We start from the raw sequence: 26,964 nt of genomic DNA, 5'->3' as shown, positions 1-26,964 counted from the left end.
TGATTTTCTTTAAAGTAAGATATTATATAACAATGTAAATATGTTTATCACTGCACTTTATGTAATAAGTTTGTGAAAATTATGGTAGACTCTATGTTCAATTATGTAACAACGTTGACAATTTTTAAATTGAAAAATATTGGATAAAAATTCAATTGGGTAAAAATTCTTACTTAAGTTTTCTTCTTGATACATTGTGCGTAAATACCCAAGCACTCCAAAAGAGCATCCCACTGGATATTATCCCTATTTAATAACAATGTCCGCTATTATCAGAGAATGTTTGTACATGCAAAAAAGCCTAAGCTTTCGCTTAGGCTTTTTTATTTATCTCTTAAGTGAATCCCTAATGACATCCAAGACTTCCTTTTGGAAATCATTGAAGTAATGTGACTTCAGATAAACCAAGTTGGTAACAAACATTGGCATGTCTTCATCTAAGAATTCCAATTTTACTACCCCGTCTGGTACTTTAACCAATGAATTAAAGAATCCGACACCAACGTTGTTAGAAATTAGACTCATAATATTGTTGGTTTCATTCGATCTAAAAATAACGTTTGGATGAAATGCATTTCTCTTCGCTAACTGATTAAATGATTCATTTTGTGTAAAACCTTGCTTAAACAATATGAAATCTTCTTTTGCAAGATCAGCAAAGTGAATCTTACCTTCATTCGCTAGTGGATGGTCTTTTGAAACATACGCACAGAATGGAATTCTCTCAATCTCTTCTGTTTCGATGTCTGGATCTTCCAACGGGTTGTTGGAACCTAGCAACGCTAAATCTAACTCACCATTCTTCAAGGCAGACTTGGTCGTTTCTGATCCATATTCATAGGTAATAATACTATTTAGTAATTTTCTTTCCTTTAAATACTGAGCAATTGTGGGAAAGTATCTAGTTTCGATAATTGGTGGTAGCCCGATTGAAACTTTTTTCGCCTTTAAGTTGGCGATATTTCGCTTAGCAACATCAAAATGACGAATAATTGCTCGAGCGTGATTTAACAATTGTTTCCCACTATCGGTTACAATAAGTTCGCCATGGGTACGATGTCTAATAATCAACTTAGCTTCCATTTCTTTTTCCAATCTTTGAAGAGCAAAAGTAATGGTAGGTTGACTTACTTTAAATTCTTCAGCAACTTTCGAAAAAACTTTTAATTCTGTTAAGCTTATAAAATATTCAAGGTCTCTGGTGTTCATAAAAAACGCCTCCCAGCGTTGATATAAAAAGGTTTATTTTTTAGATATAAATTATATTTATTATAACACTAAGTTTTGACTATCTAAATACCCATGTATTATTATCTATATATAAATTATGAAAAGAGGTAAGTACTATGTCTTTTGGATATGATATTTTAAACAATCCTTTCAAGAATAAGGGTACTGCATTTACTAAAGAAGAAAGAAAAGAACTTGGTTTAGAAGGAATGCTTCCACCATACGTTCAAACTTTACAAGAACAAGTGGATCAAGCTTATGCTCAATTCCAAAGCAAGCCATCTGATTTAGAAAAACGTGTTTTCTTAATGACTATCTTTAACGAAAACCGTGTTCTATTCTACAAGTTATTCTCACAACACGTTGTTGAATTTATGCCAATCGTATACGATCCAACAATCGCTGAAACTATTGAAAACTACAGTGAACTATTCATTCAACCACAAAACGCTACATTCTTATCAATCGATGATGACTTAGATTCAATCAAGACTTCATTGAAGAATGCTGCTGAAGGTAGAGACATTCGTCTAATCGTAGTTACTGATGCTGAAGGTATCTTAGGTATCGGTGACTGGGCAACTAACGGTGTTGATATCGCTGTTGGTAAATTAATGGTTTACACTGCGGCTGCTGGTATCGATCCTAGCCAAGTTCTACCTGTTGTGCTAGATGCTGGTACTAACAACGAAGAATTACTTAAGGACCCAATGTACTTAGGTAACAGACATGAACGTGTTTACGGTGAAAAATACCACAAGTTCGTTGATACTTTTGTAGAAAACGCTGAAGAAATGTTCCCAGAAATGTACTTACATTTCGAAGACTTCGGTCGTAGCAACGCTGCTGAAATTCTAGACAGATACAAAGACAAATACACTGTATTCAATGATGATATCCAAGGTACTGGTATCATCGTTCTAGCAGGTATCTTAGGTGCTTTAAACATTTCTGGTGAAGAAATGAAGGACCAAACTTACGTATCATTTGGTGCAGGTTCAGCCGGTACTGGTATCGTTTCACGTGTATACGATGAATTTGTACAACAAGGAATGGACCCAGAAGAAGCTAAGAAGCACTTCTACCTAGTTGATAAGCAAGGTCTATTGTTCGATGACGATGATACTTTGACTCCTCAACAAAAACCATTTGCTAGAAGCCGTAGCGAATTTGATAACGCAGAGTCACTAACTACTCTAGAAGCAGTTGTTAAAGAAGTTCACCCAACTATTTTAGTTGGTACTTCAACTCAACCAAACACTTTCACTGAAGAAATCGTTAAGGAAATGGCTGCTCACACTGAACGTCCAATTATCTTCCCTATTTCAAATCCAACTAAGTTGGCTGAAGCTAAGGCTGAAGACTTACTAAAATGGACTGATGGTAAAGCTCTTATCGGTACTGGTATCCCAGTTAACGATATTGAATACAACGGCACTACTTACCAAATCGGTCAAGCTAACAACGCCCTTGTATATCCAGGTCTAGGTCTAGGTGCAATTGCTGCTACAGCAACTATTCTAGATGATGAAATGATTTCCGCAGCTGCCCACTCACTTGGTGGTATTGTCGACACTGACAAACCAGGTGCTGCTGTCTTGCCTCCAGTTTCTAAGTTGGATCAATTCTCAACTACTGTAGCTAAGGCCGTTGCCGATAGCGCTGTAAAACGTGGTCTTACACGTGAAGACATCAAGGATGTTGACAAAGCTATCGAAGACACTAAGTGGGAACCTAAGTATTAATCTCTCTTTTAGATGATGTGTGTATAAAAAAAGACGCCAAAGGGCGTCTTTTTTTGTGCTCTAAATTTTATTAATAATCTTTTTGGTGTTTTCCGCGTTGTTTAATGAATATAAATGAATGTGATTAGCACCCGCTTGTTTGATTTGATCAATCATCCTGGCAGTATATTGCTCACCATCTTCCTTAAATTCATCTTCATGCTGATTCATCAAAGCATTGAGTTCATCTGGAGCAGTCGAATGCGTTAAATTCAGCATCTTTTGTGCTTGTGATTTCGAGATTACAGGCATAACCCCAAACCAGATTGGCGTATCAATTTGGTTTTGATTTAAATAATTAACGTAATCATTTGCGTCAAAGCTAAACTGTGAGATCAAATTCGTGCATCCCTTTTCAATCTTTTGTCTCAACCATTTCATTTCTTCGTCACTACTATTTAGATAGCAAGTTCCAGAGATATTCACATGTGGATATTGTTGTTTGATAAATTCAACTAGTCGATCCGCATGTGGAAATGTCACCGCCGTATCATTTTGAGACAACTTATCACCACGCAACGCCAGCACGCTGTCGATATCGTGTTGTTGCATCAAATCAAGCATCTCTTGAACTCCCTTTTCATCCTTATCAATTCCGGTCAGATGAATGACGACGTAGACGGATGAATTGGCATGAATGTAGTCGGCAATCCGAATACTTTGTAGCAGGTTATCCATGTCATGATTTCTATCAGTAATCGAGATAAATTCTGGATGTAGTTTTAATAAACCATCCAGGTTAACTCGATCAATGTTGGGTGTAATCTCAAAAGAATATTGTAAGCGCATGCGAATCTCCTTTTTGATGAATGATTATTTCAATTGCATCTATGTGTCAAATGTTAATAATCCACTTATTTTTGTTCCAAAAAAACGTGGATAAAGATAATTTCGTTACTAAAATTATAATCACGAAAACTGTTCATCATACTATATACCTTTTAACATAACAAAATTGAAATTTTTTAATTGAGTAAATCATTCTAAATATATAATTTTTTCTGTCCAAATATATTAGTCTATAATTTAATGCATTTTTAAACTATTATTCTCTAGTTATTTAAAATTCAACTTCTTTATAGATACCTTCAAACAATCTACCGCTAATACAAAAGTATTGTCCGTAGCTATTTTAATACTGATACCGTCGTCGCTGGTTTTAACACACCAATCCACGATGACATGCATTCCCCATGTGCATACTGGTATATATTTACGTGAACTGTCATCTAATTCCATTAGATTATACATATTAAATTTTTGATCAAAATAAGAGACATTATCCAATATCAAATCCATAAGGATATCGTCATGTTCACCCTGTTCGTTTTCTTCACTCCACCAATCGACTCTTTTCAATCGAATTCTCATTTGTACTAGAGAATCTAAGTCTTCATCGTCATCATCATCAAATCCCTTATACTCGTGGGTCAAAGTATCAACTTCATAAATAGTCCAATCGTATAAAGCCTCAATTCTTTCGTTATCTAAAATATCATCTGCCTGTTCCTTGCTAAATGCGGCTTCGACGTCTTTTTCAAACTCTCTTCTGCCTTCTTCATCTAGATTATAAAAATCATGATCTCTGTTAATAATCATTAAAATCTCCTATTCTATGCCATTTCCATAATCAACGGAACAGCAAGCTCTGGACTACCAAAAAAGGAACAAACTATTGTTATTTCAATAATGCTTACAATAATTGCGGCAGCCCTTATTTTTCCGTTTAAACTATTAGTGTCTATATGCTCTTTTTTTATTTCTTTTTTTGCCTTTTTCGCTCCCTCTAAGGCCTTTTGAGCCTTCTTTGTATCTTTACTATTCTTCACTTCATTCATAACCCACTTAGGTACTTTTTTAGAATTTTTATAGTTATGAGAAGTCGTTCCGTCTACATTTCCTACATATATTTCATTATTGTTATGGTATATATGATAATGTTCCTTACCTATTTTTTTACCACGGCTATATTTAGGTGCATCAACTCTATATTTATATTTCTTTTTCAAGTAATGCATTTGACCGATTCTGGTATCTATACCCTCTGATTCTAGTCCACCTTCATTAATATCCATACAACTCGATGTTTAAATAGTGTTGATCTTCTTTCTTTGAATTCAGCATTATTTTTAGCCATATGTTAAATCCTCTCGAAATGTATTTATGAATTTGTCATGAACTCTTTTCATATTACCCAGAATACTAACATATATGCTCTGTTTATACTGGTTGTATAAAAAATCAATTTATTTACGTCTTTTGCTGATATATGTCGTAGCAAGGCTGATTAAATTCAATACAAATAGAATAATAAACGCAGTATTTTGATATTTATGTGGACCCAAGAAGTAAATCCCTGCCAAAAACGAAACTATTAGCAAATTGATATATCTTAAAAGCTTAATCATACTGATGTCCCACTTTCGTTTTTGAATAGTTAAATATTTTGAAATAATAATAGCACACTACTAAAAGATTTCCATATAAAAAATAATTTTGGTATATACTACTATATAAGTTCAAATGATTTCACACGGAGAAGATAAATGATTAATATAATTAAGCAATTTTTCAAATTTGGTATCGTTGGATTCATTAATACAGTATTAACCTATTTAATTTATACTTACCTATGGCGGATTACATCTCCTACCATTGCCATGGCAATTGGGTATGGAACCACTACTTTAATTAGTTTAACTATCAATAAAAAGTGGGTCTTCAAGACTAGCGGAAACGTCACTAAAACCGCAATTAAATATTATTCTACCTACGTGTTCACTTGGTTTTTAACAGTACTATTAACATATCTATTGTCTGCCTACACATCTATTAACGAACAAATTGTCCCGGTATTAACATTAATTGTGACCGTTCCAGTTAACTTTGTACTAAGTAAACTATGGGTGTTCAAATAAAAAGAGACCGTTCTACCAAACGGTCTCTTTTTATTATTCAGATTATTTGTTTTCGCTAATTACGACAGAACCATCTTCCATGTCAGCCTTTAAGTGCTTGATATCTTCATGGTCTAGGTAGAAATCAGTAATCTTGTCTCTGATTTCTTGTTCAACTACACGACGTAGTGGACGAGCTCCCATGGCTTCATCATATCCTTGTTCAATTAAGTGGTTCTTAACATCATCTGATACGACAACATCCATGTCTTTCTTAGCTAATGTAGCATTCACATCTGCTAACATTAAATCAACAATTTCTTTCAAGTCATCCTTTGTTAAGTGGGAGAATTCAACGATTGCATTGAATCTGTTTAAGAATTCTGGACGGAAGTATGGAGCTAGACGATCCATTAACTTCTTATCCTTGTCGTCATCACCTGTAAGTGCTTCGTTACCGAAACCAGCGTTTGAAGTAGCAATTACAACAGTGTTCTTAAAGTTAACCACATTTCCTTGACCGTCTGTTAAACGACCATCGTCTAATACTTGTAGAAGAAGTGTTAGCACTTGTGGGTTAGCCTTTTCGATTTCATCTAATAATACGATTGAGTATGGGTTTCTACGAACCTTTTCAGTCAAAGTATTGTTGTTGTCGTTGTATCCAACGTATCCAGCTGAAGCACCAATCAACTTGGAAACAGCAGTTGGGTCGGAGTATTCTGACATATCTAGACGAATAATGTTGTTCTTGTTACCAAACATGTCCTTAGCTAATTGCTTAGCAAGTTCAGTCTTACCTACACCAGTAGGACCTACGAATAAGAATGAACCAATTGGACGGTTACCTTCATCAAAGCCGGCACGATTTCTACGAATAGCACGAGCGACTGCAGCAACAGCTTCGTCTTGGCCAATTACCTTGCCCTTTAGACGGTCGCCCATTGTCTTTAGTCTTTCGATATCAGTACTGCTCATCTTAGCGACAGGAACACCAGTCAATCTTTCAACTGACTTAGCAACGTCATTGACGGTAGCAGTAACTTTCTTTTCATCACTCTTGTTGTCAATTTGCTTTTGTAGTTCTTCAATCTTGTTCTTGTGGTTTAATGCTGCTTCATAGTCTTCCTTAGCAGCAGCATCTTCTTGAGCCTTCTTTTCTGCTTCAATTTCATCTTCGATTTGCTTTTGATCTAGGACTGGATGTTGAGCAGATAAGTGTGCAGCAGTCATATCTACTAGGTCAATGGCCTTGTCAGGTAGACTTCTTTGTGGAATGTATTGAACTGAGTAGTCTACAGCAGCTTTCAATACTTCGTCAGGCAAAATCACATTGTGGTGTTCTTCATATAAAGGACGAATACCCTTCAAGATTGCTAAAGTAGTTTCTTCACTTGGCGCCTTAATTTGTACTTCGTTGAAACGACGTGACAAAGCAGCGTCCTTTAGGATTGTGTTTCTGTATTCATCTTGGGTAGTAGCACCGATAACGGTAATTTCACCACGAGATAATGCAGGCTTGATAATGTCTGCTAATCCCTTGGAACCACTTTCGTCGCCGGCATTACCGGCACCTAAGATTTGGTGGATTTCGTCGAAGAATAGGATAACATTACCCTTCTCTTGAACTTCCTTAATTAAGTTTTGAATGTTTTCTTCAAAACTACCGCGGTATTGAGTTCCGGCTTCTAGACCAGAGATATCAATACTAATAACTTCCTTATTCTTAATTGATGCAGGTACGTCACCCTTAACAATTGCTTGGGCTAAACCTTCAACAACAGCTGTCTTACCGACACCGGCGTCACCAACTAGTACAGGGTTGTTCTTAATTCTTCTAGATAATACTTCAGCAGTTTCTTGGATTTCCTTGTCTCTTCCAATCACTGGATCTAACTTATTATCTCTAGCTTCTTGAGTTAAGTTTCTACCTAGCTTTTCAAGGATTCCTCCCTTATTAGATGCAGCTTTTTGTTGGGTATTAGGTTGGCCACCTTGTAGTTGACCACTTCTTCTTAATTGTTCTAATTGTTCTGGGGTAACTTCTTGACCATTAATCATGTAACGGCGTTGGGCGTTAGAATTACCCGCATCGCCTAAAAATTGGTTAAAAATTTTGTCAAAATCATCGTTAAATGGATCAAATGGACTTCTTGCCATAGTACATCCCTCACATTTCATATAATATTTTATTTTGTAATACATTAGCCATATGTGGCATGTATTAGATAAGGCTTTTAGTTTTTCTTTTATTTCCTTATCCAAATAATATAATACCACCTAATAAAAGTAATTCAATACTAAATTTGACCTTTTTTGACCTTTTTCTTACATATATGCTCAAAACCCTTGATACATAAGGATTTCTGTAAAAGTAAAATTTTCCTAAAGTTTTGTTTTTAGTTTTATACAAGCAATTACATGTTATATTTTATGACATAAAAACTTAATTTTTTAAAAAATATTTCGAATTCAGATATACAATCTTTGTTAGTTCTGATATTATAAAAACAAGCAATGTTATGAAATATAACGTGGAAAAGAAATACTACTTTGAAAAGGGGTTTTACTAATGAAGCGACATTTTCCAGTAATCCGATGGTTAATGGTATTAAGCATCGGATTGGTCGTTGCTCTTGGTTTATTCTCAGCACCTGTTAAATCAAATGCTGCAGAAAAGACTTATCAAATTGGTACGGATGTGACGTTCCCACCATTTGAATACGCTAACGACAACAATAAATACGTCGGAATTGATATTGACTTAATGAATGCCATCGCCAAGGATCAAGGTTTTAAAGTAAACTTTAAACCAACCAGTTTTAATGGAGCTATTCAAGCTGTTCAATCTGGTCAATTAAATGGTATGGTCGCTGGTATGTCAGTCACTCCAGAACGTAAAGGAACATTTGATTTCTCTACAGCATATTACAATTCTGGTGTTGTAATGGCCGTGTCTCAAAACAATAATGACATTAAGAGTTTAAAAGACCTAAAAGGTAAAACAATTGCAGTTAAGACAGGAACCACAGGTGCTCAATATGCACAATCCATTCAAAAGAAATATGGGTTTAAAATAAGCACTTTTGATGATTCCAGTAACGTATATGAAGATGTCTTGACTGGTAACTCAGTTGCTTGTTTCGATGATGAACCAGTTCTAAGATATGGTATCAATCAAGGAACTAAACTAAAAATTGTTACTAAACCTGCGGCAGGTACTCCTATCGCACTTGGTGTAAAAAAAGGAACTAATAAAGATCTTGTAGAAAAGTTCAATGCTGGTCTTGCTCACTTAAAGAAAAATGGTGAGTATAAAAAAATCATGGACAAGTACTTAAATGCTAAGAAAAACACTGAAGATAATCATTCATTCTTTGGTATTCTAAAGCAAAACAAAACTTTCCTATGGCAAGGTTTCCTACAAACATTGTGGCTAACAATTGTTTCTATTATTTTTGCTACCATTTTCGGTGTAATCTTTGGACTATTTGGTGTTCTACCAATCAAGTTCTTCCGCGGACTATCATCAACAGTTATCTACTTATTTAGAGGTATGCCTCTACTAGTTCTAGCACTATTTATCTACACTGGTATTCCAACATTAACCGGTACTAGAATTCCTGCATTTATCGCTGGTGTTATTACATTAATGCTAGATGAAGGTGCATACATCGCCGCTTTTGTTAAAGGTGGTATTGAATCAGTTGATAAAGGTCAAATGGAAGCTGCCAGATCACTTGGTTTACCATTCGGTAAGTCAATGAGAAAGGTTATCCTACCTCAAGGTGTTAAGTTAATGGTTCCATCATTCATTAACCAATTCATCATTACCTTGAAGGATACTTCAATCCTATCAATCATTGGTATTCTAGAACTTACTCAAACTGGTAAGATTATCATCGCTAGAAACCTTGAAGGATTCAAAGTTTGGGCAATGGTTGCAATTATTTACCTAGTTGTAATCACCCTATTAACTTGGCTATCAAACTGGGTAAAAAGGAGAGCTAAGATATGAGCAAAATTAAAGTAACTGATTTACACAAGCAATACGCAGACAACCATGTCTTACGTGGTGTAGATTTAGAAGTTAAAGATAACGAAGTAGTTGTTATTATCGGCCCTTCCGGTTCAGGTAAGTCAACTCTATTAAGAACTTTAAACAAATTAGAAGAACCAACTTCAGGTTCAGTGGTTGTTCACGGTACTGATATCGCCCAAAAAGGTGTTAACATTGATCAAGTTCGTGAACAAATCGGTATGGTATTCCAACACTTTAACCTATTTAATAACCTATCAGTTGGTAAAAACATTATGTTAGCCCCTGTTGAATTAGGTAAGCTATCAAAAGAAGATGCTGTAAAACAAGCAAAGAGGTTACTAGGTGTTGTTGGTCTGGAAAATAAATTTGACGCCTCTGTAAATTCACTATCTGGTGGTCAAAAACAACGTGTTGCTATTGCACGTGCTTTAGCAATGAACCCAGACATCATGCTATTTGATGAACCTACTTCCGCTCTTGATCCCGAAATGGTCGGTGACGTTTTAAACGTTATGAAGAAGTTAGCTAAAGAAAAAGGTATGACAATGGTAGTTGTTACCCATGAAATGGGCTTCGCTAAAGAAGTTGCTGACCGTGTGGTATTCGTAGATGACGGTATCATTCAAGAAGAAGGTACCCCTGATGAAATCTTCAATCACCCTAAAAATGATCGTCTAAAATCGTTCCTATCAAAGATTTTGGAAGTCTAAAAAAACAAAAAGAGTCCCACTTATGTGGGGCTCTTTTTTATTTACACTTGCATTTTTATTTCAATCCTTTTATAATTGTTAGCATGCTAACAAAACTGAGGAGTGATATTTATGACAGAAAACATCGGAAGACAATTGAAAATCGCATCGACTCAATTAACCAAAAAGCTGGATAAATTTGCGATTCAATATGATTTAACAAGCATGCAAATGTCCGTAATCGACTTCTTGACCCTGTTTAAAAATCAAGAAATGTTTCAAAAGGACATCGAACACGAATTTAATATCCGTCGTTCCACCGCTTCAACATTATTGAAGCGAATGGAAGATAAAGGATTAATACGCCGTATTGAATCGAACAAGGATGCTCGTCAAAAACAGGTCATCCTAACCGATTTAGCCTTTCAATACGAAGACGACATTCAAAAGTTCATGGTTGAAACACAACAACAAATTCACGATTTACTGTCTGATGAAGAATACACTGCTCTGGAAAGTAGCTTAGCAAAAATCATTAAACATATGGGGGATTAATAATGGATAACAAAATTTCATTAAAGACATTACTGTCAGTTATTGCTGCTGGAATCATGTCATTTAGTGGTGTTGTTATTGAAACTTCAATGAACATCACCTTCCCAACTTTGATGCGCGACTTCAACGTGGGAACCAGTACCGTCCAATGGATGACTACAATTTATTTGCTTATTGTATCAATCGTTGTTCCGCTTTCAGCAATATTAAATCGTAACTTTAAAACAAAGCAATTATTTATTGTATCAAACTTACTATTTATTATAGGGGTTGTCTGCGACTTAACCGCACCATCATTTACATTCCTATTAATCGGTCGTGTAATTCAAGGATTCGGAACTGGAATTGCACTACCATTGATGTTTAACATCATCTTGGATCAAGTACCTGCCGAAAAAATCGGTGTCATGATGGGGGTCGGTAACTTGATTACAGCCATCGCCCCTGCAGTTGGTCCAACTTTCGGTGGAATTGTGGTATCTTCAATCGGTTGGCGTTACATCTTCGCCATCCTATTACCAATACTCGTGATTTCACTAATCTTAGGTGTCTTAAACATCGAACAAAAACGCGAAATTAAAAAGACTAGCCTAGACTTTGTTGGACTAATCCTAATCGTGATTACATTCACTGGTTTAGTATATGGTTTCTCCAACATGGGTGCTGGCAACATCCTAAGTGCTGTTGTCATTCTTCCAATCATCATTGGTGTGATTGCTTTGATTACTCTTTACATTCACTGCATTAGAAGTAAGAATGCTATCTTGGACCTATCTGTTCTTAAAAATCACAAGTTTGCTGGTCACATTGTTGGATTCTTCATCCTACAATTCATCACATTAGGTTTATCATTCATCTTGCCTAACTACGTGCAAATCGTAAACCACTCATCCGCATTCATTGCTGGTCTATTGGTATTACCTGGTGCCGCAATTGGTGCAATCTTAGCCCCATTATCTGGTAATTTGTACGACCGTTTCGGTGCTTACAAGCCACTAGCACTAGGAATGTTATTTGGACTAATTGGTTTGGTATTATTCGCCATCTTTGGAACTCATTTGAGTAACACCATGATTTTAACCTTCTATGTAATTTACATGCTATGCATAGGATTATCATTTGGTAATATTATGACAAGTGGATTAAGCCAACTAGATGGTGAACAAAGAACAGACGGCAACGCCGTATTCAACACCCTTCAACAAATCTCAGGTGCCATCGCCACTTCCATCGTTTCAGCTATTATTACTATCAGTCAATTAAGTAGTAGTAACGAAGCTACTGGCACTGCGGTTGGATCACTTCACGCGTTGATTTTACTACTAGTGTTAATCGTGATTGCTAGTCTAATCTTAAACGCCGTTGTAAAACGTAAATAGCAATTAAAAAAGCCTAACGTGTTAAACGCTAGGCTTTTTGTTTACTTCATTTTTTTGACACTCATAAAAATTCTAGTTGCAGGATAAAATCTAACATTAAATTCATCCTTAATAGCGTTAACAATATCGCTATCATCATTATGTTCTTCAATCATGACACGAACTTTAACTACGTTGTCATAATTGTTCAAGATGTCTCTAACGACACCACGGTCTTTAATACTCTTGACCACTTCATAAATTGCAAAAATAAATAAAAGAATCGCAATTATATTCCACATATATAAAATATCACTCCTATTAACTATAATTATACGTGATATGACAACATTATCAAAATCATATTAACTAAAGCTTAACAATTCAACTGTTTAGAAGGTCATCATCCCATGATATAATTTAAATATTATAAATAAAGGAGAAATTCATATGACTGATACGATTAAAAAACGTACCATTGGATTTCTAGCTGCCACTATTATTGCAATCATTAGTCAATTTCTAACAGCTATTATTCCAAATATCGGTGGTGCCACTATCGCAATTCTAATTGGGATTGTGCTAGGTAACACTTTTTTAAAACAACCTATCTTAAATGATGGTACCAAGTTTGCGGAAAAAAGATTACTAGAATACTCTGTAATGCTGCTTGGTTTGACCATTACTTTCCAAACCATTGTTCAATTACACTGGTCAGGGTTACTATTCATTATCTTACAAATGTCCATCACCATTATAGCAGCCATCATGATTGGTAAGTGGCTTCACTTCGGTGAAGGTATTTATCTTTGTATGGCAGGTGGAAATGCCGTTTGTGGATCATCAGCAATTGCTTCGATTAAACCGGTGATTAATGCATCTGATGAAGATGCTGGAATGAGCATTACATTAGTCAACCTAATGGGAACTGTGATGATGCTAGCACTTCCAGTGATTGGAACAATGGTATTTGGCCACGTTGATATGCTAAGAGGTGCCTTAATTGGTGGAACAGTTCAATCTGTGGGACAAGTTATTGCAAGTGCCACGATGGTTAATCAAACAACTGTCCAATTCGCAACTTTATTTAAAATTATGCGAATCATCATGCTAGTAGTTGTGGTAACTGTATTTGCACGTATCCACGCTAAAAATGAGGCATTAGCTAAGGCAGAAAAAGAAGTTGAAACAGAAGTTAAAAAAGGTAAGATTGATTTTCTTCCATGGTATGTTCTATGGTTTTTAATCTTTTGTATTTTAAATAGTTTCTTCCATCTTCCACATTTCATTGGTAATACAGCTCATGTGTTAAGTTCATGGTGTGAAATCATTGCATTAGCAGCCATTGGTTTACGTTTAAACTTAAAGGCTTTCTTAAAGGCTGGTAAACGTTTTGCAATTTATAGTGTCTCGGTTGGAGTAATTCAAACTATCGTGGCACTGATTTTAATTAAACTATTAATTCATGCATAAAAAAAGACTAGGCATTTGCCTAGTCTTTTTTATTACATATACTTTTTGATAAGTTCTGTAAAGTCACTATTTTCTCGTGGGTAAGCAATTTTCTTAAGGTTTAGTAAATCAGAGTCAGTAACGTTATGCGAAATTGAGTTAAAGCCCCATGAACCAGTACCTAACGTTAATGATGGTTCCAATCCGTTAACGATGCTACCGACTCCTCCTAGACAGCAAGGAGTATTGACTAGGATTCGGCATGCCTTCATATTCAAGCCAAATTGGGTAATCAAATCTGAATTAGTTGATCTAATTCCAGCGGTATGACCTAAACCTCCATAATTTAGGATAGATTCAAGAGTATTATAAGCATGATTTAAATCGTCAACATTATATACAGAAACTACTGGTGAAAGCTTTTCACCTGAAAGTAAGTGGTCAATTCCAACTTCGTTTAATTCAGCGGCTAATACCTTAGTATCTTCTGGAACTTCAATCCCAGCCATGTCAGCAATTTGCTTTGCTGAACGACCAGCGATTGGTCCATTAACACCACCCGTTTCAGGGTTAAACATGGTTTGAGCCAGCTTATCTTGATCGGATTCGTCGATAAAGAACACTCCTGCATCACTTAAACGTTTCTTCATGTCATCATATATTTCTGAATCAATTACCAAGCTATTTTCGGTTGCACAAATCATACCATTATCAAATGTCTTTGATAACACGATATCTTTAACTGCTGCATCTAAATCTGCGGACTTTTCAACATATAAAGGTGCATTGCCTGGTCCTACACCTAGTGCAGGTTTACCACTTGAATATGCTGCTTTAACCATGGCTGGACCACCTGTTGCCAAAATCGTTGCAACACCTGGGTGCTTAATCAAAGTATTCGTTGCTTGAATACTTGGTTCGCTAATCCATTGAATTGAATTCATTGGAGCCCCAGCCTTAACTGCTGCATCTAATACAACTTCAGCGGCTTTCATTGAAGACTTCATTGCTTGAGGATGGAAGCTAAAAATAATTGGATTCCTAGTCTTCATCGCAATGATGGCCTTAAATAAAGTTGTTGAAGTAGGGTTGGTAACTGGAGTCACTCCAGCTAATACCCCTAATGGTTCTGCAATTGTAACTGTCTTGGTTTCATCATTTTCATCAATAATCCCAACAGTTTTATGATTTTTAATGAAATTACCGACTTGGCCACTAGCAAAAATGTTCTTCATTGTCTTGTCATGAGTATTCCCACGACCAGTTTCTTCATGAGCTAACTTTGCTAATTCCGCACTATTATCCAATCCAGCTTGAACCATTGCATCTACAATTGAGTCTACCTGTGATTGATCAAAAGTTTCTAAATCACTTAGCGCACTATGCGCATTATCTACTAAATTGTTAATCATTTCATCAACTTTAACCATCAAAAACGCCCTCCTTTAATTTAGATACTACTAACGTTTACACCCTGATTGTAGCAGTGTAAATAAAGGCTTTCAAGGCATTTAACGCTATAAAATAATTAATTTACCATATGTTTTTTTATAGAAACCATCTAATTTTAATTAGAAAACATGATAAGATTGTTCAAACAATCACAATATCATATAACCATTTTAGCCCTTTCACACCTAAATTCCTCTATTATTATTTGGACTTATTGTCTATTTTTATCAATATAAAATTAAATTTGAATTTGAATATCATTATGATATTATTAGCCTAATTAATAATGAGGAGATGATCTTATCTTAAAAATTGACAATGTTTCGAAGTCATTTTCTAAAGTCCAAGCTTTAAATAACGTTTCATTTGAAGCCAAGGATGGCCAAATCTTAGGTCTAATTGGGCAAAATGGTGCTGGTAAATCAACAACCTTCCACAGCATTCTTCATTTTATTGAATTTGATGGAAAAATTACATTAGATAATCATGAAATCACAGTCAAGGACTTCAATGAAGTGGGATACCTTCCAGAAGAACGCAGTCTATTTGAAGACCTAACCATTGAAAGTCAAATTACATATTTTGCAGAACTAAAGGGCCGCGATAAAAATTGGGTCAAGGAACGCATTAATTCATGGTTACAACGTTTCGAAGTTAAGGGCGAAACAAAGGACAAAATAAAATCACTATCTAAAGGTAACCAACAAAAAGTCCAACTAATCTGTACCTTAATTCATGAACCAAAGTTGGTAATTCTAGATGAACCATTTAGCGGTTTGGACCCTGTTAACGCTGATCTTTTAAAGAAAGAAATCATCAGAACTAAGGAAAATGGTGCTGCAATCATCTTCTCAAGTCACGACATGAACAATGTTGAAGAACTTTGTGATAACGTCGTCATGCTTAGAAACGGAAACGTGGTACTAAACGGTAGCGTTGATGAAATCAGAAACCAATTCGGTAAAAAGCACGTCTTTGTAACAACTGACATGTCCGTAAACGAACTAGCTGCACTTGATGGTGTCAGTGATGTTGTTGCCCGTGGTCATAACCGTTATAAAATCACCCTTAGTGATGAAGAATATGGTAAGGCCCTCTTCAAAGCAGTGAGTCGTGGTGAATACATTGAAGAATTCAGCCAACAACCACCTACACTAGATGAAATCTTTAGAGAAAAGGCGGTGGCTAAACATGCATAAGTTCAATATTGTCTTCATGAGAAACTACCTACTTCACCTAAAGTCCAAGAGTTTCATCGCACTACTAATTACACCAATCATTTCCGTTTTAATTAGTGCTGGAATCGGTGTATTAGTCGCAGGATCAACCAACAATTTTGATAATTACCAAGTCGCTGTTGTCGGTGATTCAAGCGTTAAAAGTGAACTAGTGTCTAAGGACAAAGATTCTATTGATACCAGCATCAAATCAGAAAGTACCGCCAAAAAGGAACTTAAAAAGGACAATATTGATGGTTACATCAAGGTTTCCAAGGAAAACAACCAATACAAGGTTAACTTTGTCGGAAGTAGCTCTTTAGATAGCGACGTTAAGACTGACTTATTAGCGATTGTGAACCAAAAACAATCTGAAATTAACGTTAAAAACAGTAATGTCACTAATGAACAATACAAGCAACTATCTGTAAAACCAGCGTTTAAGTCATCAATCACTGATAAGGAAAAGAAGCAAAAAACTGATCAAAAATCCAGTGCTAATACTGCATCCATCTATGTATTAATGTTTATTTCCTACTTCTTTACCATTATTTACGCTTCAATCATGTCTACAACTATCGCCAAGGAGAAAGGCACCAAGATTTCAGAAGTTATCTTCAGTAGTGTCTCTCCTAGCACATACTTCAGTGGTAAGGTCGGTGCTGTGATTGCCTTGATGGCAACTCAAATGGTAATTTACACCGGTGTTGGAGTGGTCGCATACTTCATCTTGAATATGTATCCATTCTTTAACTCACTATTCACATCCCAACACGTATTAATCAGTACGTTTGTTGGTAATATTTTCAGTATTAACATACTATTCATCTTCATTGGTTTTGTAATCTCAATCGTTCTCGCAGCGATTTGTGGTTCTCTTTCCGCCAACGTTGAAGGAGCTTCTAAGTCTGCTCAACCACTTGTATTCTTAATTTTATTTATCTTCGTGGTTTCATTTAATTTTGTTAATAATGGCTCTTCCGACTCAATCTTTTCACAAGTTGGATCATACATCCCATTGTTCTCATCATTCTTAATGCCAATTAGATTAATTAATCATAATGCAAACTTGTTAGAAGGAATCATTTCACTATTAATTGCGATTTTCTTCATCGCCTTTGTGACTTACAAGTTCTCAAATGTTTACAAGCTATTCATGTTAAATAGTGAAGAAGGAAGCTTCTTCAAACGTATTAAATCAGCTTTAAACAATAAATAAAAAAATACCCCTGAGCAATTATGTTCAGGGGTATTTTTTATTTAATTTTGACTGGTTTATTAATTGATAGTAAATAGATAAACTTATCAGTAACTGGTTTATGCAAGATATTTTCCAACGCCTTGGCATATAAATTAATTTGTCCACGGTATCGTTTGATAACTCTTTGAATATTTTTATCGTTATCAGATGGAACATAGTCTGTCTTGTAATCAAATAGGATGACTTGGTCATCTAATTCAATATAACCATCAATAATTCCATGTATCAAAATTTTTTCTGTTGATTTTTCATCAAATCCTGAGAATACTAAATTAGCATCCATTAACATTGAAAATGGTGCCTCACGACGAATACGATCGTGATGCGCTAGCATTTGTAGTCCTAACTCACTTTCAAAAACATTGATTACCTCATTGGTTTTAACGAGTTCAGCAATTTCCGGAGTAACTACCTTGTCTGCAACTAAGCGTTGTAGCATCCCTACCACATCACCTACTTCAGGTTTATGGTCCAATGGTACTTCTTGTAGCAACAAATGAGTGGCTGTTCCGATCTCTGCAGGAGTTGGTTTAACCACTGATTGCATGAACTTAGGAACTGCAAAATGAGTGCTTACATACATATTCTTTTTCTTATTATTGTTCTGCCAATTTTCATCATAATTACCCAATTCAATGCTATCTGGATCTTCGAATAGTCGTTTAATCTCTGAAACTGATTGATATGCAGTTGTATGAGTCGCAACGTCATTTGAGTAAGAATAATCCAATACTTGATCAACATCATCAACATCGATGTCTTTTGGTACCAATTTCTTAGCACTTTGAACAATATGGCTCAACCATTGCGCATTTTCAGCACTATCTCCAGATGGGCTATGTTGTGCTAAATCATTAGCATTCACAAAGTCGACATCAAAATTTGTTTGATCTTCATTAAGACCTGTATATGAGACATCATCGCCAAATTTGTTTCTAAATTTTGGATGACGGACCAATGCTGGTCCTATCCAGTCTAAATAACTTTTGGCACCACTTCTTAAAGCGGCATCGACTAGCAAGGTGTCACCACTAGCAGCCTTGTTCCAGGCATCGATGACCTTGGTTCTGTCGTTTTCATTCTTGCTGGCACCAACAATGAATAGTTGTTGTTCAGCACGGGTTAGCGCAACATATAACTTTCGCATTTCCTCAGCTAATAATCCTTGATTTTCAATTGCACCAACCACTTGGCGTTGCAATGAATCTTGTTTAATTCTGGTCTCTGGGTCTGTGTAAGTAATCCCTAATCCTAGATGATCATTTAAGATATATGCCTTATTACTATCTTGTCTATTGAAACCATGTGAGGCATCCATCAAGAATACAACCGGGAATTCCAATCCTTTACTACCATGAATAGTCATTACTGAAACTGCGTCTTGGTTATCATCAGCATTGGCTTCGTCCAAGTCCTCGTTTCTTTCTTGCATGCGACGCACGAAACGCACAAATTGGAATAATCCCTTAAAACTAGTTTGTTCGTAATCATATGCACGTTCGTATAAAGCATGTAAGTTAGCTTGGCGTTGTTTTCCAGCCGGCATTCCACCAACGTAATCTAAGAACCCGGTGGTTTCATAGATATCCCAGATTAAATCGACTATGGCATGTTGTTGGGCAACGTCTCTAAAATGTTTTAATTGTTCGACGAATGTCTTCACACGTGAGAAGACTTGGTCACCAAATTCTGAGTGATCCATATTTTCATAATTGTCGTAGAAGTTAATCACTGCATTGAAGTAATCACCTGTTTTTTGATTAATCCTCAAGTATGCCAATTGGTTTTCATTTAGTCCCACCATTGGAGAACGCAATACTGCAACTAATGGAATGTCTTGATATGGATTATCAACGATAGATAACATCGACATCATAATTTGAATTTCGGTGGTCTTGAAGTAACTTTGTGCCCCATTGATTAATACCGGAATGTTGTATGAACCGAAGATGTCGGAAATGATTAAGTTGTTATTTCTAGTCGAAGAAATAATAGAGATATCGGCATATTGAATTGGACGCATCACTTGTTTATCACGATCGAATACTGGTAACTTCTTTTCAATCATTTCATTAATCTTTTGTGCGACCATTTCAACTTGACCATGTGCACTATCTTGAACTTGAAATTGATCATCTATAGGTTCTTCTTCATCGTCTTTACTTTCATAAATCATTACATCAACATTGGACTGTAATTCGTCTGGATAGTATTTAGCACCAGCCTTTAGTTTGGCATCCCCGGTGTAATCAATTTCTCCAACTCGTTTATCCATAGTTTGCGTGAAAACGAGGTTAATGAAATCATCAATGTTTTCAGCTGAACGGAAGTTATCTGGTAAAACAATGGTGTGGCCATCATCACTATCCATGCGTTCAATAAACATTGATGGATCAGCTAGACGGAAACGATAGATGGATTGCTTAACGTCTCCCACCATAAACATATTGCTATGTTCTGGGTTAGCCAAGGTCGATAAAATCGCGTCTTGTAGACGGTTATTATCTTGGTATTCATCAACCATGATTTCATTATATTGGTTTTGTAGGTTCACTCTGACAGACTTAGATTCACCATCTGAGCCAGATAAAATATCGTAGGCATAATGTTCCACATCAATAAACTCTAAGCAATGACGTTTTAATTTAGCCTTTTGATAGCTATCAGTGAATGCTAAAACAACTTGAATTAACTTTTCGATTAACTTCTTGGAATCCTTCATTACTGAAAGGTTTTCTTCCTCATTTAATGCAAAATATTTACCCGGTAATTTTTGCATCGCCTTCTTAGCATTATCACGAATATCTTTAATACGGTCGTGAAGACCTTTAGCAATATCATCATAATCCTTGGTAGTACGTGGAAATGCCTTAAACTTCAGATTTTCAAAAGATTGCTTGATATCATTCCAGTCTGAGTCAGGTAACATATCATACAATACGTTGATTTGATTGATATCAACTTGAACCGCAGCAGCTTCTTTTTCCATCAAGTTTTCGTCAGCAATCCGTTTAGCAGATTCAAAAGATAGACGTTGTTGGGTCAAATCATTTTGAATGAATGGTAGAAGGTGGTTTTGGTAAAAATCTGAGTGAACTAGGTTGTCGCCCTGAATATCGTAAATTTTAGTGGTGCTCTTTAACCATTCCACTGGGTCACGATTTACGTTAGCGTAGTCGTAAATTCTAAATAATAAATCGGTTAGACCATCGTCAGAACGGTCGTTTGAGAAGTTTTCAGTCAATTGCGCGAATAGGCCATCGCTATCGTTAGCATATAGGTCTTCACGGACTGAATCCCATACCTGTTCTTTTAGCATTTGGCTTTCTGTTTGGTCCGCCAACAGTCTAAAGTTAGGGTCCAAATCAATAATGTAATAGTAACTTTGGACGATTTTTTGACAGAATGAGTCCATCGTTGAAATGTCGGCAACCGGTAAACGACGTAATTGACGTACTAAAAATGCCTTAACATCGGAGTTATCGGCCTTTTTTAATTCTTGTTGGAGCGCCTTTTGAATACGGTCACGCATTTCCTTGGCAGCGGCCTTGGTAAATGTAACGATTAGCATTTCATCGATGTTAACGCGGTCGTTTAATAACTTGTTGATAACACGATCAACTAGGACACGGGTCTTACCAGAACCGGCTGATGCGGAAACAAGGACATTTTCATCAAAATGTCCGGTAACGGCTTCTTTTTGTGGCTTTGTATATTCCATTATTGATTGTCCCCCCTTAGCATTTTTAATACTTCTTCTAACGAGTAGTTAGGTACATCCCTATAATTATTTTCGTTCAATAACGGATCAAACTGCATGATTGAACGATATGGTGTAAATTGCATTGCATCTTGATTTTGACCAAAGCGTGCAGGTTTTAAATCAATGTTTCCAGTAAAGATTTCCAATCCAGCCTTCTTGATTAGATCCTCATTGTGAGATAGCAACAAGTCCAAGTCTTCTGGTTGGACGATTGGACTGGACTTGTAGAAACTACCGTCCTTTTTCTTTCTCAATGGGTAAACATTAGATGAACCATACTTGTCATCTGCGATGGTCTTATCAATTTTATCCAATAGTTCACCGTCATTAACCAGAATACCTTGGTATTTTTGTTTGCTTAATACCGCTTCTTCAAATGATTTCTTCAAATCATCATTTGTGTACTTAGGATTGTAGATGTGCATGTAAACAGCACCGGCCAAGGCAGCCTTTTCTTCTTCGTCAATGATGCCCAGGTTGTGAGCTAACACATCAATGTAGGTCATCATTTGCATGGAAGTTCCGTCGTAAACACGGGAGAAGTCCAACTTACGTTCACTGGACTTGTAGTCAACAATTCCTAGGTAATTCTTTCCGTCGACGTTCATTGAATCAATTCTATCAATTCGACCACGGACGTTAACTAACTTGGCAGTGGTTAGTTCGTTGCTCTTAGGCAATTCAAAACTAAGTGGTTGTAAGTCATCCTTATGTCCAACTTGACCGAATGAAATTTCGGTCTTTTTGGCACGCATTGGTGTGTACTTGCTTTGTTTTTGAATTGTTTCAATTGTGTGTTTAACGGTCTTAATCAATTGATTCTTGATATAATTCATTCGACTAGAACTACTTAAAATCGTGTATTGGAAATCGTTTGGATCTTCTAACATCTTGGCCACAACAGTATCAACCAATTCGTTAATTGCTTGTTTATCCAAGTTTTCCAAATCGATGTGTTCTGAATTCATGATACGCATTAAGTGGTCCATCGATTCATGATAGAACTGCCCAGTACTTGCTGGTGATAAGTCAAAGACATCACGTTCTTTTAACTTCAAACCATAACGCAAGAAGTATTCGTATGGGTTGCTGTAGAATTGTTCCAACTTAGAGATGGAAGTGTTGATTTTATCACCGTATAAACCAGTAACGATTTCCGGCAATAATTGAGTTGGTGTGTTGTTATAATCCAAACCACCCAATAGTTTGTTAGTTAAGTCACGGTAATTTAGATTTTGATTTAGTTTGTTATAAATATATTGCCATGCTGGAGCCAAATTAGAGTTCTTCACTTTAGCATCTTGACTTGCTTGAACCAAATGACGGAGTGTTGAACGATATGTTCCTACGTATTCATAGACATCTTTGGCATCGGCAGTTGGATGACTGGAAATGTGTTGAATATCAATGCCGAAGTGTTCCGCAATTCTTGAAACGTATGGTGAAATAGCGACTGATGATTCATCGCTATCACCTAAACTGTAGGAAAAGATCAACTTTTCACTACCTGATAGGAATGCCAAGTAGTTTAGGAATGGATCGTTGGCCATTTGGTTTTCAGAAGTCTCACGTAAATATTGGTCATCGTCAAAGAAGTCACGCAAATCATCACGATCTGCGTCACTAAATAGCGCTTCATTGGTAATTTTATCCGGCATTACTTCATCGGTTGCACCCATCATAAAGACCACTTTACGATTATTCATTTGAACGATTCCACTTTCAGAAATAGCAACTTGATCAAGGGTAGATGGTATTTGCGAATAATTAGCACCCGCAAACCCACTTTGTAGCAAGTTCAAGAAATCATCTGCGTTAAATTCACGATTACCTAAAATCGAAACATAGTCATCCAATAAATTAGTGAAAGTTTGCCAAACTTGTTCCGGTTGGGCGGCATCAATTAAATTATCATTATCAATGGAATCATTACGCCATTGCTTTAATCGACGTACTACTCCCATATCCACTAAAAATTGGAATAAAATGGCGGCAGCATCTTGGCCGTTCTTCGCATTTCTAAGCTTTTTGAAAAATGGTGGGAAGTTATCTCCAATAAAATGTCTAATAACATTAATTTTCCCAGAGATGTTGCGCATTCGGTCTGCTTGAACACCAAAATCACTTTCAGATAACCATGCATATTGCCAGTCTTCTTTTTGAGTCCAACGAGAACCTTCATACCCATTTTTTAATACTAGGTTCTCAGTTAAGGCAACGTATTGGCGATATTCTTCGCTATCCATAAAGTTACCATTCCCATCACCAGGGACCATTAATTCGGTCTTTAGTAAACGCATTACATCTTGGTATTGGTATTTGCGAGAGCCGTTTTCTAGACTGAAAATCGCATCAATTAATTCGACTAATGGATGATCTTTCATTGACTTACTAACATCATTAAATGCTGGAACGTTCAGCATTTTAAATACTGGATTAATAACATTTTGGTATTTATCTAAATGACGAGTTAATATCAAGAAATCAGAATACTTATAGCCACCATGTGCGACCATCTGTCGAATCTTAACTGCGATATTTTCCACTTCAGCAAACGGACTGTCAGCACGATACACCTTAATGCTATCAGGATTGCTTAGTTCGCTTTTGTCGATATCGCCTAATCCAGTGGATTGTGCCCAGTATGTATCTAGTTTGTGTAAATCCTCTGACACGCGAAGATTCTTGGCCATTTTATCGACCAACACAGGAACATTATTGGCACGAGCAATGTTGTAAAAACGGTTATACCACTTGGCTGATTGGAAGAATAGGTTTGGTCCCTGTGGCAATTCATCTGGATATTTACGGTCTAAGTTCAATCCAATTGAAACTCCAGCTGAACGTTTAATGAGTAATTCCACTAATTTAGCTTCTTGAGCAGTAAATTGGTTAAAACCATTAAAGTAGAAATGACTATGCGATAAATCTATTTCGTCATTTTCAATAAAACGACAAAATAAATTCAAAACGTCTGATTTATATAGATAAATTCCTTGGGTTTGTTCCTCAAAAGCACGATAAATGATGATGAAATCATGCATTTTATCGCGCAAGCCAGCATTTAGTTTGTCGTTATTATCGACGATTTTTTCTAGGTTGTCGGCAGAAATTTGTCCGGATTGCATTTCGCTAATTTGTTGAGCTAATTTTTGAATAAAGCCTGGTTGACCGGTCTCACCCCTAAATACGGTCAATTCATCTTGGTGATCAATTAAAATTTGGTAGATCAGCATGCTAATGCCGGAATCGCTTAGTCTTGTCTTTTGGTATTCCTGATTATTCTTCATGTAATACCAGACAAGTCGGGTAATTGAAAATGTCTGAAACTTGCTTTCAGCATAGATTGGTTCATTGTCGGTGTTTAAATCCTTTAAAGCTTGCACTTCGGATTCGAACTTAATGTGGTTAGGAACTAGATAGAAGAATTCATCATCAGGATGATTGTTAATTGATTCTTTTAGTGAATCAACGATGACTTCTTCATGATCATAGCTGGCGGTTCCCAAAATAAATTGTAAAGACATTTCATTACCCCTTTTTCACAGATTAATATCTTAATTATATAATACGAAAAAACGTGTGTCAGACTTTTCAAACATTTAATTATTCTCCAAAAAGATGATTAAGACGGCATTTATGAAAACGATAATTTTTTAATCGAAAAAACTTTGTATTTTTCGAGTCATTATCTTTGGTGTGATTATTAGGTTGTGGTATATTAAATCGTACACAAAATATTAATACAAAACGTATGGATATTTTGGAAACTAAAAAACAATTATGATGTAATATAGGATCGATTTTTATTTATTGGGATAAAGCTCTAACTTGGGTTTAAAAATCGTCTATCGCCTTGAACATCAAAGGAAAGAGGTACTGTTATGTTCAGACATACTCGTAAACTACAATACAACGCTAAGCCAGATCGTCCAGATCCAATTATGGCTCGTCGTCTACAAGAAGCCCTAGGTGGTCAATGGGGTGAAACTACAGGTATGATGTCATACCTATCACAAGGTTGGTCATCAACTGGTGACGAAAAGTACAAAGATTTACTACTAGACACTGGTACTGAAGAAATTGGTCACGTTGAAATGATTTCAACTATGATTGGTTACCTATTAGAAGGCGCACCAACTACTATGACCACTGAAGAAATGAAGAATGACCCAGCTAAAGCTGCCCTACTTTCAGGTATGGACCCAGAACATGCATTAGTTCATGGTCTAAATGCTGGTCTAAACAACCCTAATGGTGCTGCATGGAACGCTGGTTACGTTACTTCATCAGGTAACTTAGTTGCTGACATGCGTTTCAACGTTGTTCGTGAATCACAAGCTCGTCTACAAGTTAGTCGTCTATACGACATGACTGATGACGAAGGTGTTCGTGACATGTTGAAATTCCTATTAGCTCGTGAAACTCAACACCAACTACAATTCATGAAGGCTCAAGAAGAACTAGAAGAAAAATATGGTGTTATCGTTCCTGGTAACATGCACGATATTGAACACAGCGAATACGCTCACGTTCTAATGAACTTCTCTGATGGTGAAGGTTCACGCGAATTTGAAGGCCAAGTTGCTAAAGACGGTCAAAAGTTCACTTACCAAGAAAACCCAGAAGCTATGGGTGGTATCCCAGAAGTTAAACCAGCTGATCCTCGTTTACACAACGACCAAGGTTAATTTCTGACCACTACTCCTACAATTTTCGAAATACGACAATTAAAAATTATTAATCCAAATGAAAAACTCCAACTTCGGTTGGAGTTTTTTTGTTAACTTGTTATTTTTTATAATAGAATTAACCTGATTAAATTTACAGGAATGTCTTTTGTTTATTTACTCAAATCATTAGCATTAAATATTTTGGTAATTGTAGGACCGCTACTATCGATTCTTCCATTAATTCCAATGGCTAATGAATTTTTCCCATATGTAACAACGTAGTATAAAATATGACCTGATCCCTGATTATCAGTAAAGTTCGGATGTTCTTTACGATGCTTTTGAATAAATTTAAGTATTTTTGGTTCTTTACAAACTTTCTTCAAACTTTTATCACTTTGAACAATCCCATAATATTCATTTTCCACACTTAAGTCAGATTGTTGATAAATCTTAAAAGCAAGGACTGCAGCAACAAGTATAACAATCGTCGCCGCAATTATGAAAACAACTTTTTTCATCTTACATAACCTCTCTCTAATCCAAAATTAATATTAGCCTTAAGCGTATCACTTTCAAGCATCAACGTAA

At 36.0% G+C, this 26,964-nt stretch carries 20 protein-coding genes; 10 read left to right on the top strand and 10 right to left on the bottom strand.

What is annotated here, in order from left to right; genetic code table 11:
• Positions 1-327 precede the first annotated feature (327 nt).
• The gene (locus FD688_RS06100) at positions 328-1,209 is read right to left on the bottom strand and encodes a LysR substrate-binding domain-containing protein (protein WP_034532292.1); all 882 of its coding nucleotides are present in this window, start codon (positions 1,207-1,209) and stop codon (positions 328-330) included.
• Between the two features lie 137 nt (positions 1,210-1,346).
• On the opposite strand from FD688_RS06100, the gene FD688_RS06095 reads away from it, so the two are divergent.
• On the top strand, positions 1,347-2,975 hold the full coding sequence (locus tag FD688_RS06095) for a malolactic enzyme (protein WP_138742235.1): 1,629 nt from the start codon (positions 1,347-1,349) through the stop codon (positions 2,973-2,975).
• A 60-nt stretch (positions 2,976-3,035) separates the two neighbouring features.
• Here the strand turns inward: FD688_RS06095 and FD688_RS06090 are convergent, their stop codons facing one another.
• The 3 genes from FD688_RS06090 to FD688_RS06080 all read right to left on the bottom strand — a co-directional run bounded on the left by FD688_RS06090 (position 3,036) and on the right by FD688_RS06080 (position 5,089).
• Positions 3,036-3,803: a methylenetetrahydrofolate reductase gene (locus tag FD688_RS06090; RefSeq protein WP_138742234.1), complete on the bottom strand. Its 768-nt coding sequence runs from the start codon at positions 3,801-3,803 to the stop codon at positions 3,036-3,038.
• A gap of 267 nt (positions 3,804-4,070) precedes the next feature.
• Entirely contained in the window at positions 4,071-4,613 is a 543-nt protein-coding gene (locus FD688_RS06085) for a hypothetical protein (protein ID WP_138742233.1), read from the bottom strand.
• 14 nt (positions 4,614-4,627) lie between these two features.
• Positions 4,628-5,089, bottom strand: a complete 462-nt coding sequence (locus tag FD688_RS06080) for a hypothetical protein (protein ID WP_138742232.1) — start codon at positions 5,087-5,089, stop codon at positions 4,628-4,630.
• A 471-nt stretch (positions 5,090-5,560) separates the two neighbouring features.
• Here FD688_RS06080 and FD688_RS06075 point away from each other — a divergent pair, with 471 nt between their 5' ends.
• The gene (locus FD688_RS06075) at positions 5,561-5,932 is read left to right on the top strand and encodes a GtrA family protein (RefSeq protein ID WP_138742231.1); all 372 of its coding nucleotides are present in this window, start codon (positions 5,561-5,563) and stop codon (positions 5,930-5,932) included.
• A 42-nt stretch (positions 5,933-5,974) separates the two neighbouring features.
• Here the strand turns inward: FD688_RS06075 and FD688_RS06070 are convergent, their stop codons facing one another.
• Positions 5,975-8,071, bottom strand: a complete 2,097-nt coding sequence (locus tag FD688_RS06070) for an AAA family ATPase (RefSeq protein ID WP_138742230.1) — start codon at positions 8,069-8,071, stop codon at positions 5,975-5,977.
• Positions 8,072-8,483: 412 nt separating this feature from the next.
• On the opposite strand from FD688_RS06070, the gene FD688_RS06065 reads away from it, so the two are divergent.
• The 4 genes from FD688_RS06065 to FD688_RS06050 all read left to right on the top strand — a co-directional run bounded on the left by FD688_RS06065 (position 8,484) and on the right by FD688_RS06050 (position 12,576).
• Positions 8,484-9,929 carry an amino acid ABC transporter substrate-binding protein/permease gene (locus tag FD688_RS06065; RefSeq protein ID WP_138742229.1) on the top strand — a complete coding sequence of 482 codons (1,446 nt, stop codon included), beginning with the start codon at positions 8,484-8,486 and terminating at the stop codon, positions 9,927-9,929.
• A complete protein-coding gene (locus FD688_RS06060; protein ID WP_138742228.1) occupies positions 9,926-10,663 on the top strand; it encodes an amino acid ABC transporter ATP-binding protein in 738 nt (245 codons plus the stop codon). Before FD688_RS06065 ends, FD688_RS06060 begins: the two co-directional genes overlap by 4 nt.
• 111 nt (positions 10,664-10,774) lie before the next feature.
• The gene (locus FD688_RS06055) at positions 10,775-11,197 is read left to right on the top strand and encodes a MarR family winged helix-turn-helix transcriptional regulator (protein ID WP_138742227.1); all 423 of its coding nucleotides are present in this window, start codon (positions 10,775-10,777) and stop codon (positions 11,195-11,197) included.
• A 2-nt stretch (positions 11,198-11,199) separates the two neighbouring features.
• Entirely contained in the window at positions 11,200-12,576 is a 1,377-nt protein-coding gene (locus FD688_RS06050; protein ID WP_225426117.1) for a DHA2 family efflux MFS transporter permease subunit, read from the top strand.
• Positions 12,577-12,617: 41 nt separating this feature from the next.
• On the opposite strand, the gene FD688_RS06045 is transcribed toward FD688_RS06050, so the two are convergent.
• On the bottom strand, positions 12,618-12,857 hold the full coding sequence (locus FD688_RS06045) for a hypothetical protein (RefSeq protein WP_138742225.1): 240 nt from the start codon (positions 12,855-12,857) through the stop codon (positions 12,618-12,620).
• 148 nt (positions 12,858-13,005) lie between these two features.
• Here FD688_RS06045 and FD688_RS06040 point away from each other — a divergent pair, with 148 nt between their 5' ends.
• Positions 13,006-14,028 (top strand): YeiH family protein, encoded by a 1,023-nt coding sequence (locus FD688_RS06040; protein WP_138742224.1) that lies wholly within the window; start codon positions 13,006-13,008, stop codon positions 14,026-14,028.
• 32 nt (positions 14,029-14,060) lie between these two features.
• Here FD688_RS06040 and FD688_RS06035 read toward each other — a convergent pair whose 3' ends face one another.
• Positions 14,061-15,437 (bottom strand): aldehyde dehydrogenase family protein, encoded by a 1,377-nt coding sequence (locus FD688_RS06035; protein WP_190242929.1) that lies wholly within the window; start codon positions 15,435-15,437, stop codon positions 14,061-14,063.
• A gap of 324 nt (positions 15,438-15,761) precedes the next feature.
• On the opposite strand from FD688_RS06035, the gene FD688_RS06030 reads away from it, so the two are divergent.
• Positions 15,762-16,658 carry an ABC transporter ATP-binding protein gene (locus FD688_RS06030; protein ID WP_138742223.1) on the top strand — a complete coding sequence of 299 codons (897 nt, stop codon included), beginning with the start codon at positions 15,762-15,764 and terminating at the stop codon, positions 16,656-16,658.
• Entirely contained in the window at positions 16,651-17,895 is a 1,245-nt protein-coding gene (locus FD688_RS06025) for an ABC transporter permease (protein ID WP_190242928.1), read from the top strand. The genes FD688_RS06030 and FD688_RS06025 overlap by 8 nt, the downstream gene beginning before the upstream one ends.
• Positions 17,896-17,932: 37 nt before the next feature.
• Here FD688_RS06025 and addA read toward each other — a convergent pair whose 3' ends face one another.
• A complete protein-coding gene (gene addA / locus FD688_RS06020) occupies positions 17,933-21,658 on the bottom strand; it encodes a helicase-exonuclease AddAB subunit AddA (protein WP_138742221.1) in 3,726 nt (1,241 codons plus the stop codon).
• A complete protein-coding gene (locus FD688_RS06015; RefSeq protein WP_138742220.1) occupies positions 21,658-25,227 on the bottom strand; it encodes a PD-(D/E)XK nuclease family protein in 3,570 nt (1,189 codons plus the stop codon). The genes addA and FD688_RS06015 overlap by 1 nt, the downstream gene beginning before the upstream one ends.
• Before the next feature lie 357 nt (positions 25,228-25,584).
• Here FD688_RS06015 and FD688_RS06010 point away from each other — a divergent pair, with 357 nt between their 5' ends.
• Positions 25,585-26,391 carry a manganese catalase family protein gene (locus tag FD688_RS06010; RefSeq protein WP_053795941.1) on the top strand — a complete coding sequence of 269 codons (807 nt, stop codon included), beginning with the start codon at positions 25,585-25,587 and terminating at the stop codon, positions 26,389-26,391.
• Positions 26,392-26,543: 152 nt separating this feature from the next.
• On the opposite strand, the gene FD688_RS06005 is transcribed toward FD688_RS06010, so the two are convergent.
• Positions 26,544-26,894 (bottom strand): hypothetical protein, encoded by a 351-nt coding sequence (locus FD688_RS06005; RefSeq protein WP_138742219.1) that lies wholly within the window; start codon positions 26,892-26,894, stop codon positions 26,544-26,546.
• Positions 26,895-26,964: the final 70 nt, after the last annotated feature.

Source organism: Apilactobacillus kunkeei, assembly GCF_005930975.1.
Taxonomy (GTDB): Bacteria; Bacillota; Bacilli; order Lactobacillales; family Lactobacillaceae; genus Apilactobacillus; species Apilactobacillus kunkeei_E.
Note: the sequence above shows the minus strand (reverse complement) of the source record. Positions and strands in the feature narration are given on the sequence as shown.

Coding starts and splice junctions, on each gene's coding strand:
- FD688_RS06010 (WP_053795941.1), top strand. CDS start 25,585: ATGTTCAGACATACTCGTAAACTACAATACAACGCTAAGCCAGATCGT.
- FD688_RS06085 (WP_138742233.1), bottom strand. CDS start 4,613: ATGATTATTAACAGAGATCATGATTTTTATAATCTAGATGAAGAAGGC.
- FD688_RS06055 (WP_138742227.1), top strand. CDS start 10,775: ATGACAGAAAACATCGGAAGACAATTGAAAATCGCATCGACTCAATTA.
- FD688_RS06025 (WP_190242928.1), top strand. CDS start 16,651: ATGCATAAGTTCAATATTGTCTTCATGAGAAACTACCTACTTCACCTA.
- FD688_RS06065 (WP_138742229.1), top strand. CDS start 8,484: ATGAAGCGACATTTTCCAGTAATCCGATGGTTAATGGTATTAAGCATC.
- FD688_RS06075 (WP_138742231.1), top strand. CDS start 5,561: ATGATTAATATAATTAAGCAATTTTTCAAATTTGGTATCGTTGGATTC.
- FD688_RS06045 (WP_138742225.1), bottom strand. CDS start 12,857: ATGTGGAATATAATTGCGATTCTTTTATTTATTTTTGCAATTTATGAA.
- FD688_RS06070 (WP_138742230.1), bottom strand. CDS start 8,071: ATGGCAAGAAGTCCATTTGATCCATTTAACGATGATTTTGACAAAATT.
- FD688_RS06095 (WP_138742235.1), top strand. CDS start 1,347: ATGTCTTTTGGATATGATATTTTAAACAATCCTTTCAAGAATAAGGGT.
- FD688_RS06080 (WP_138742232.1), bottom strand. CDS start 5,089: ATGGATATTAATGAAGGTGGACTAGAATCAGAGGGTATAGATACCAGA.
- FD688_RS06035 (WP_190242929.1), bottom strand. CDS start 15,437: ATGGTTAAAGTTGATGAAATGATTAACAATTTAGTAGATAATGCGCAT.
- FD688_RS06090 (WP_138742234.1), bottom strand. CDS start 3,803: ATGCGCTTACAATATTCTTTTGAGATTACACCCAACATTGATCGAGTT.
- addA (WP_138742221.1), bottom strand. CDS start 21,658: ATGGAATATACAAAGCCACAAAAAGAAGCCGTTACCGGACATTTTGAT.
- FD688_RS06100 (WP_034532292.1), bottom strand. CDS start 1,209: ATGAACACCAGAGACCTTGAATATTTTATAAGCTTAACAGAATTAAAA.
- FD688_RS06040 (WP_138742224.1), top strand. CDS start 13,006: ATGACTGATACGATTAAAAAACGTACCATTGGATTTCTAGCTGCCACT.
- FD688_RS06060 (WP_138742228.1), top strand. CDS start 9,926: ATGAGCAAAATTAAAGTAACTGATTTACACAAGCAATACGCAGACAAC.
- FD688_RS06015 (WP_138742220.1), bottom strand. CDS start 25,227: ATGTCTTTACAATTTATTTTGGGAACCGCCAGCTATGATCATGAAGAA.
- FD688_RS06005 (WP_138742219.1), bottom strand. CDS start 26,894: ATGAAAAAAGTTGTTTTCATAATTGCGGCGACGATTGTTATACTTGTT.
- FD688_RS06050 (WP_225426117.1), top strand. CDS start 11,200: ATGGATAACAAAATTTCATTAAAGACATTACTGTCAGTTATTGCTGCT.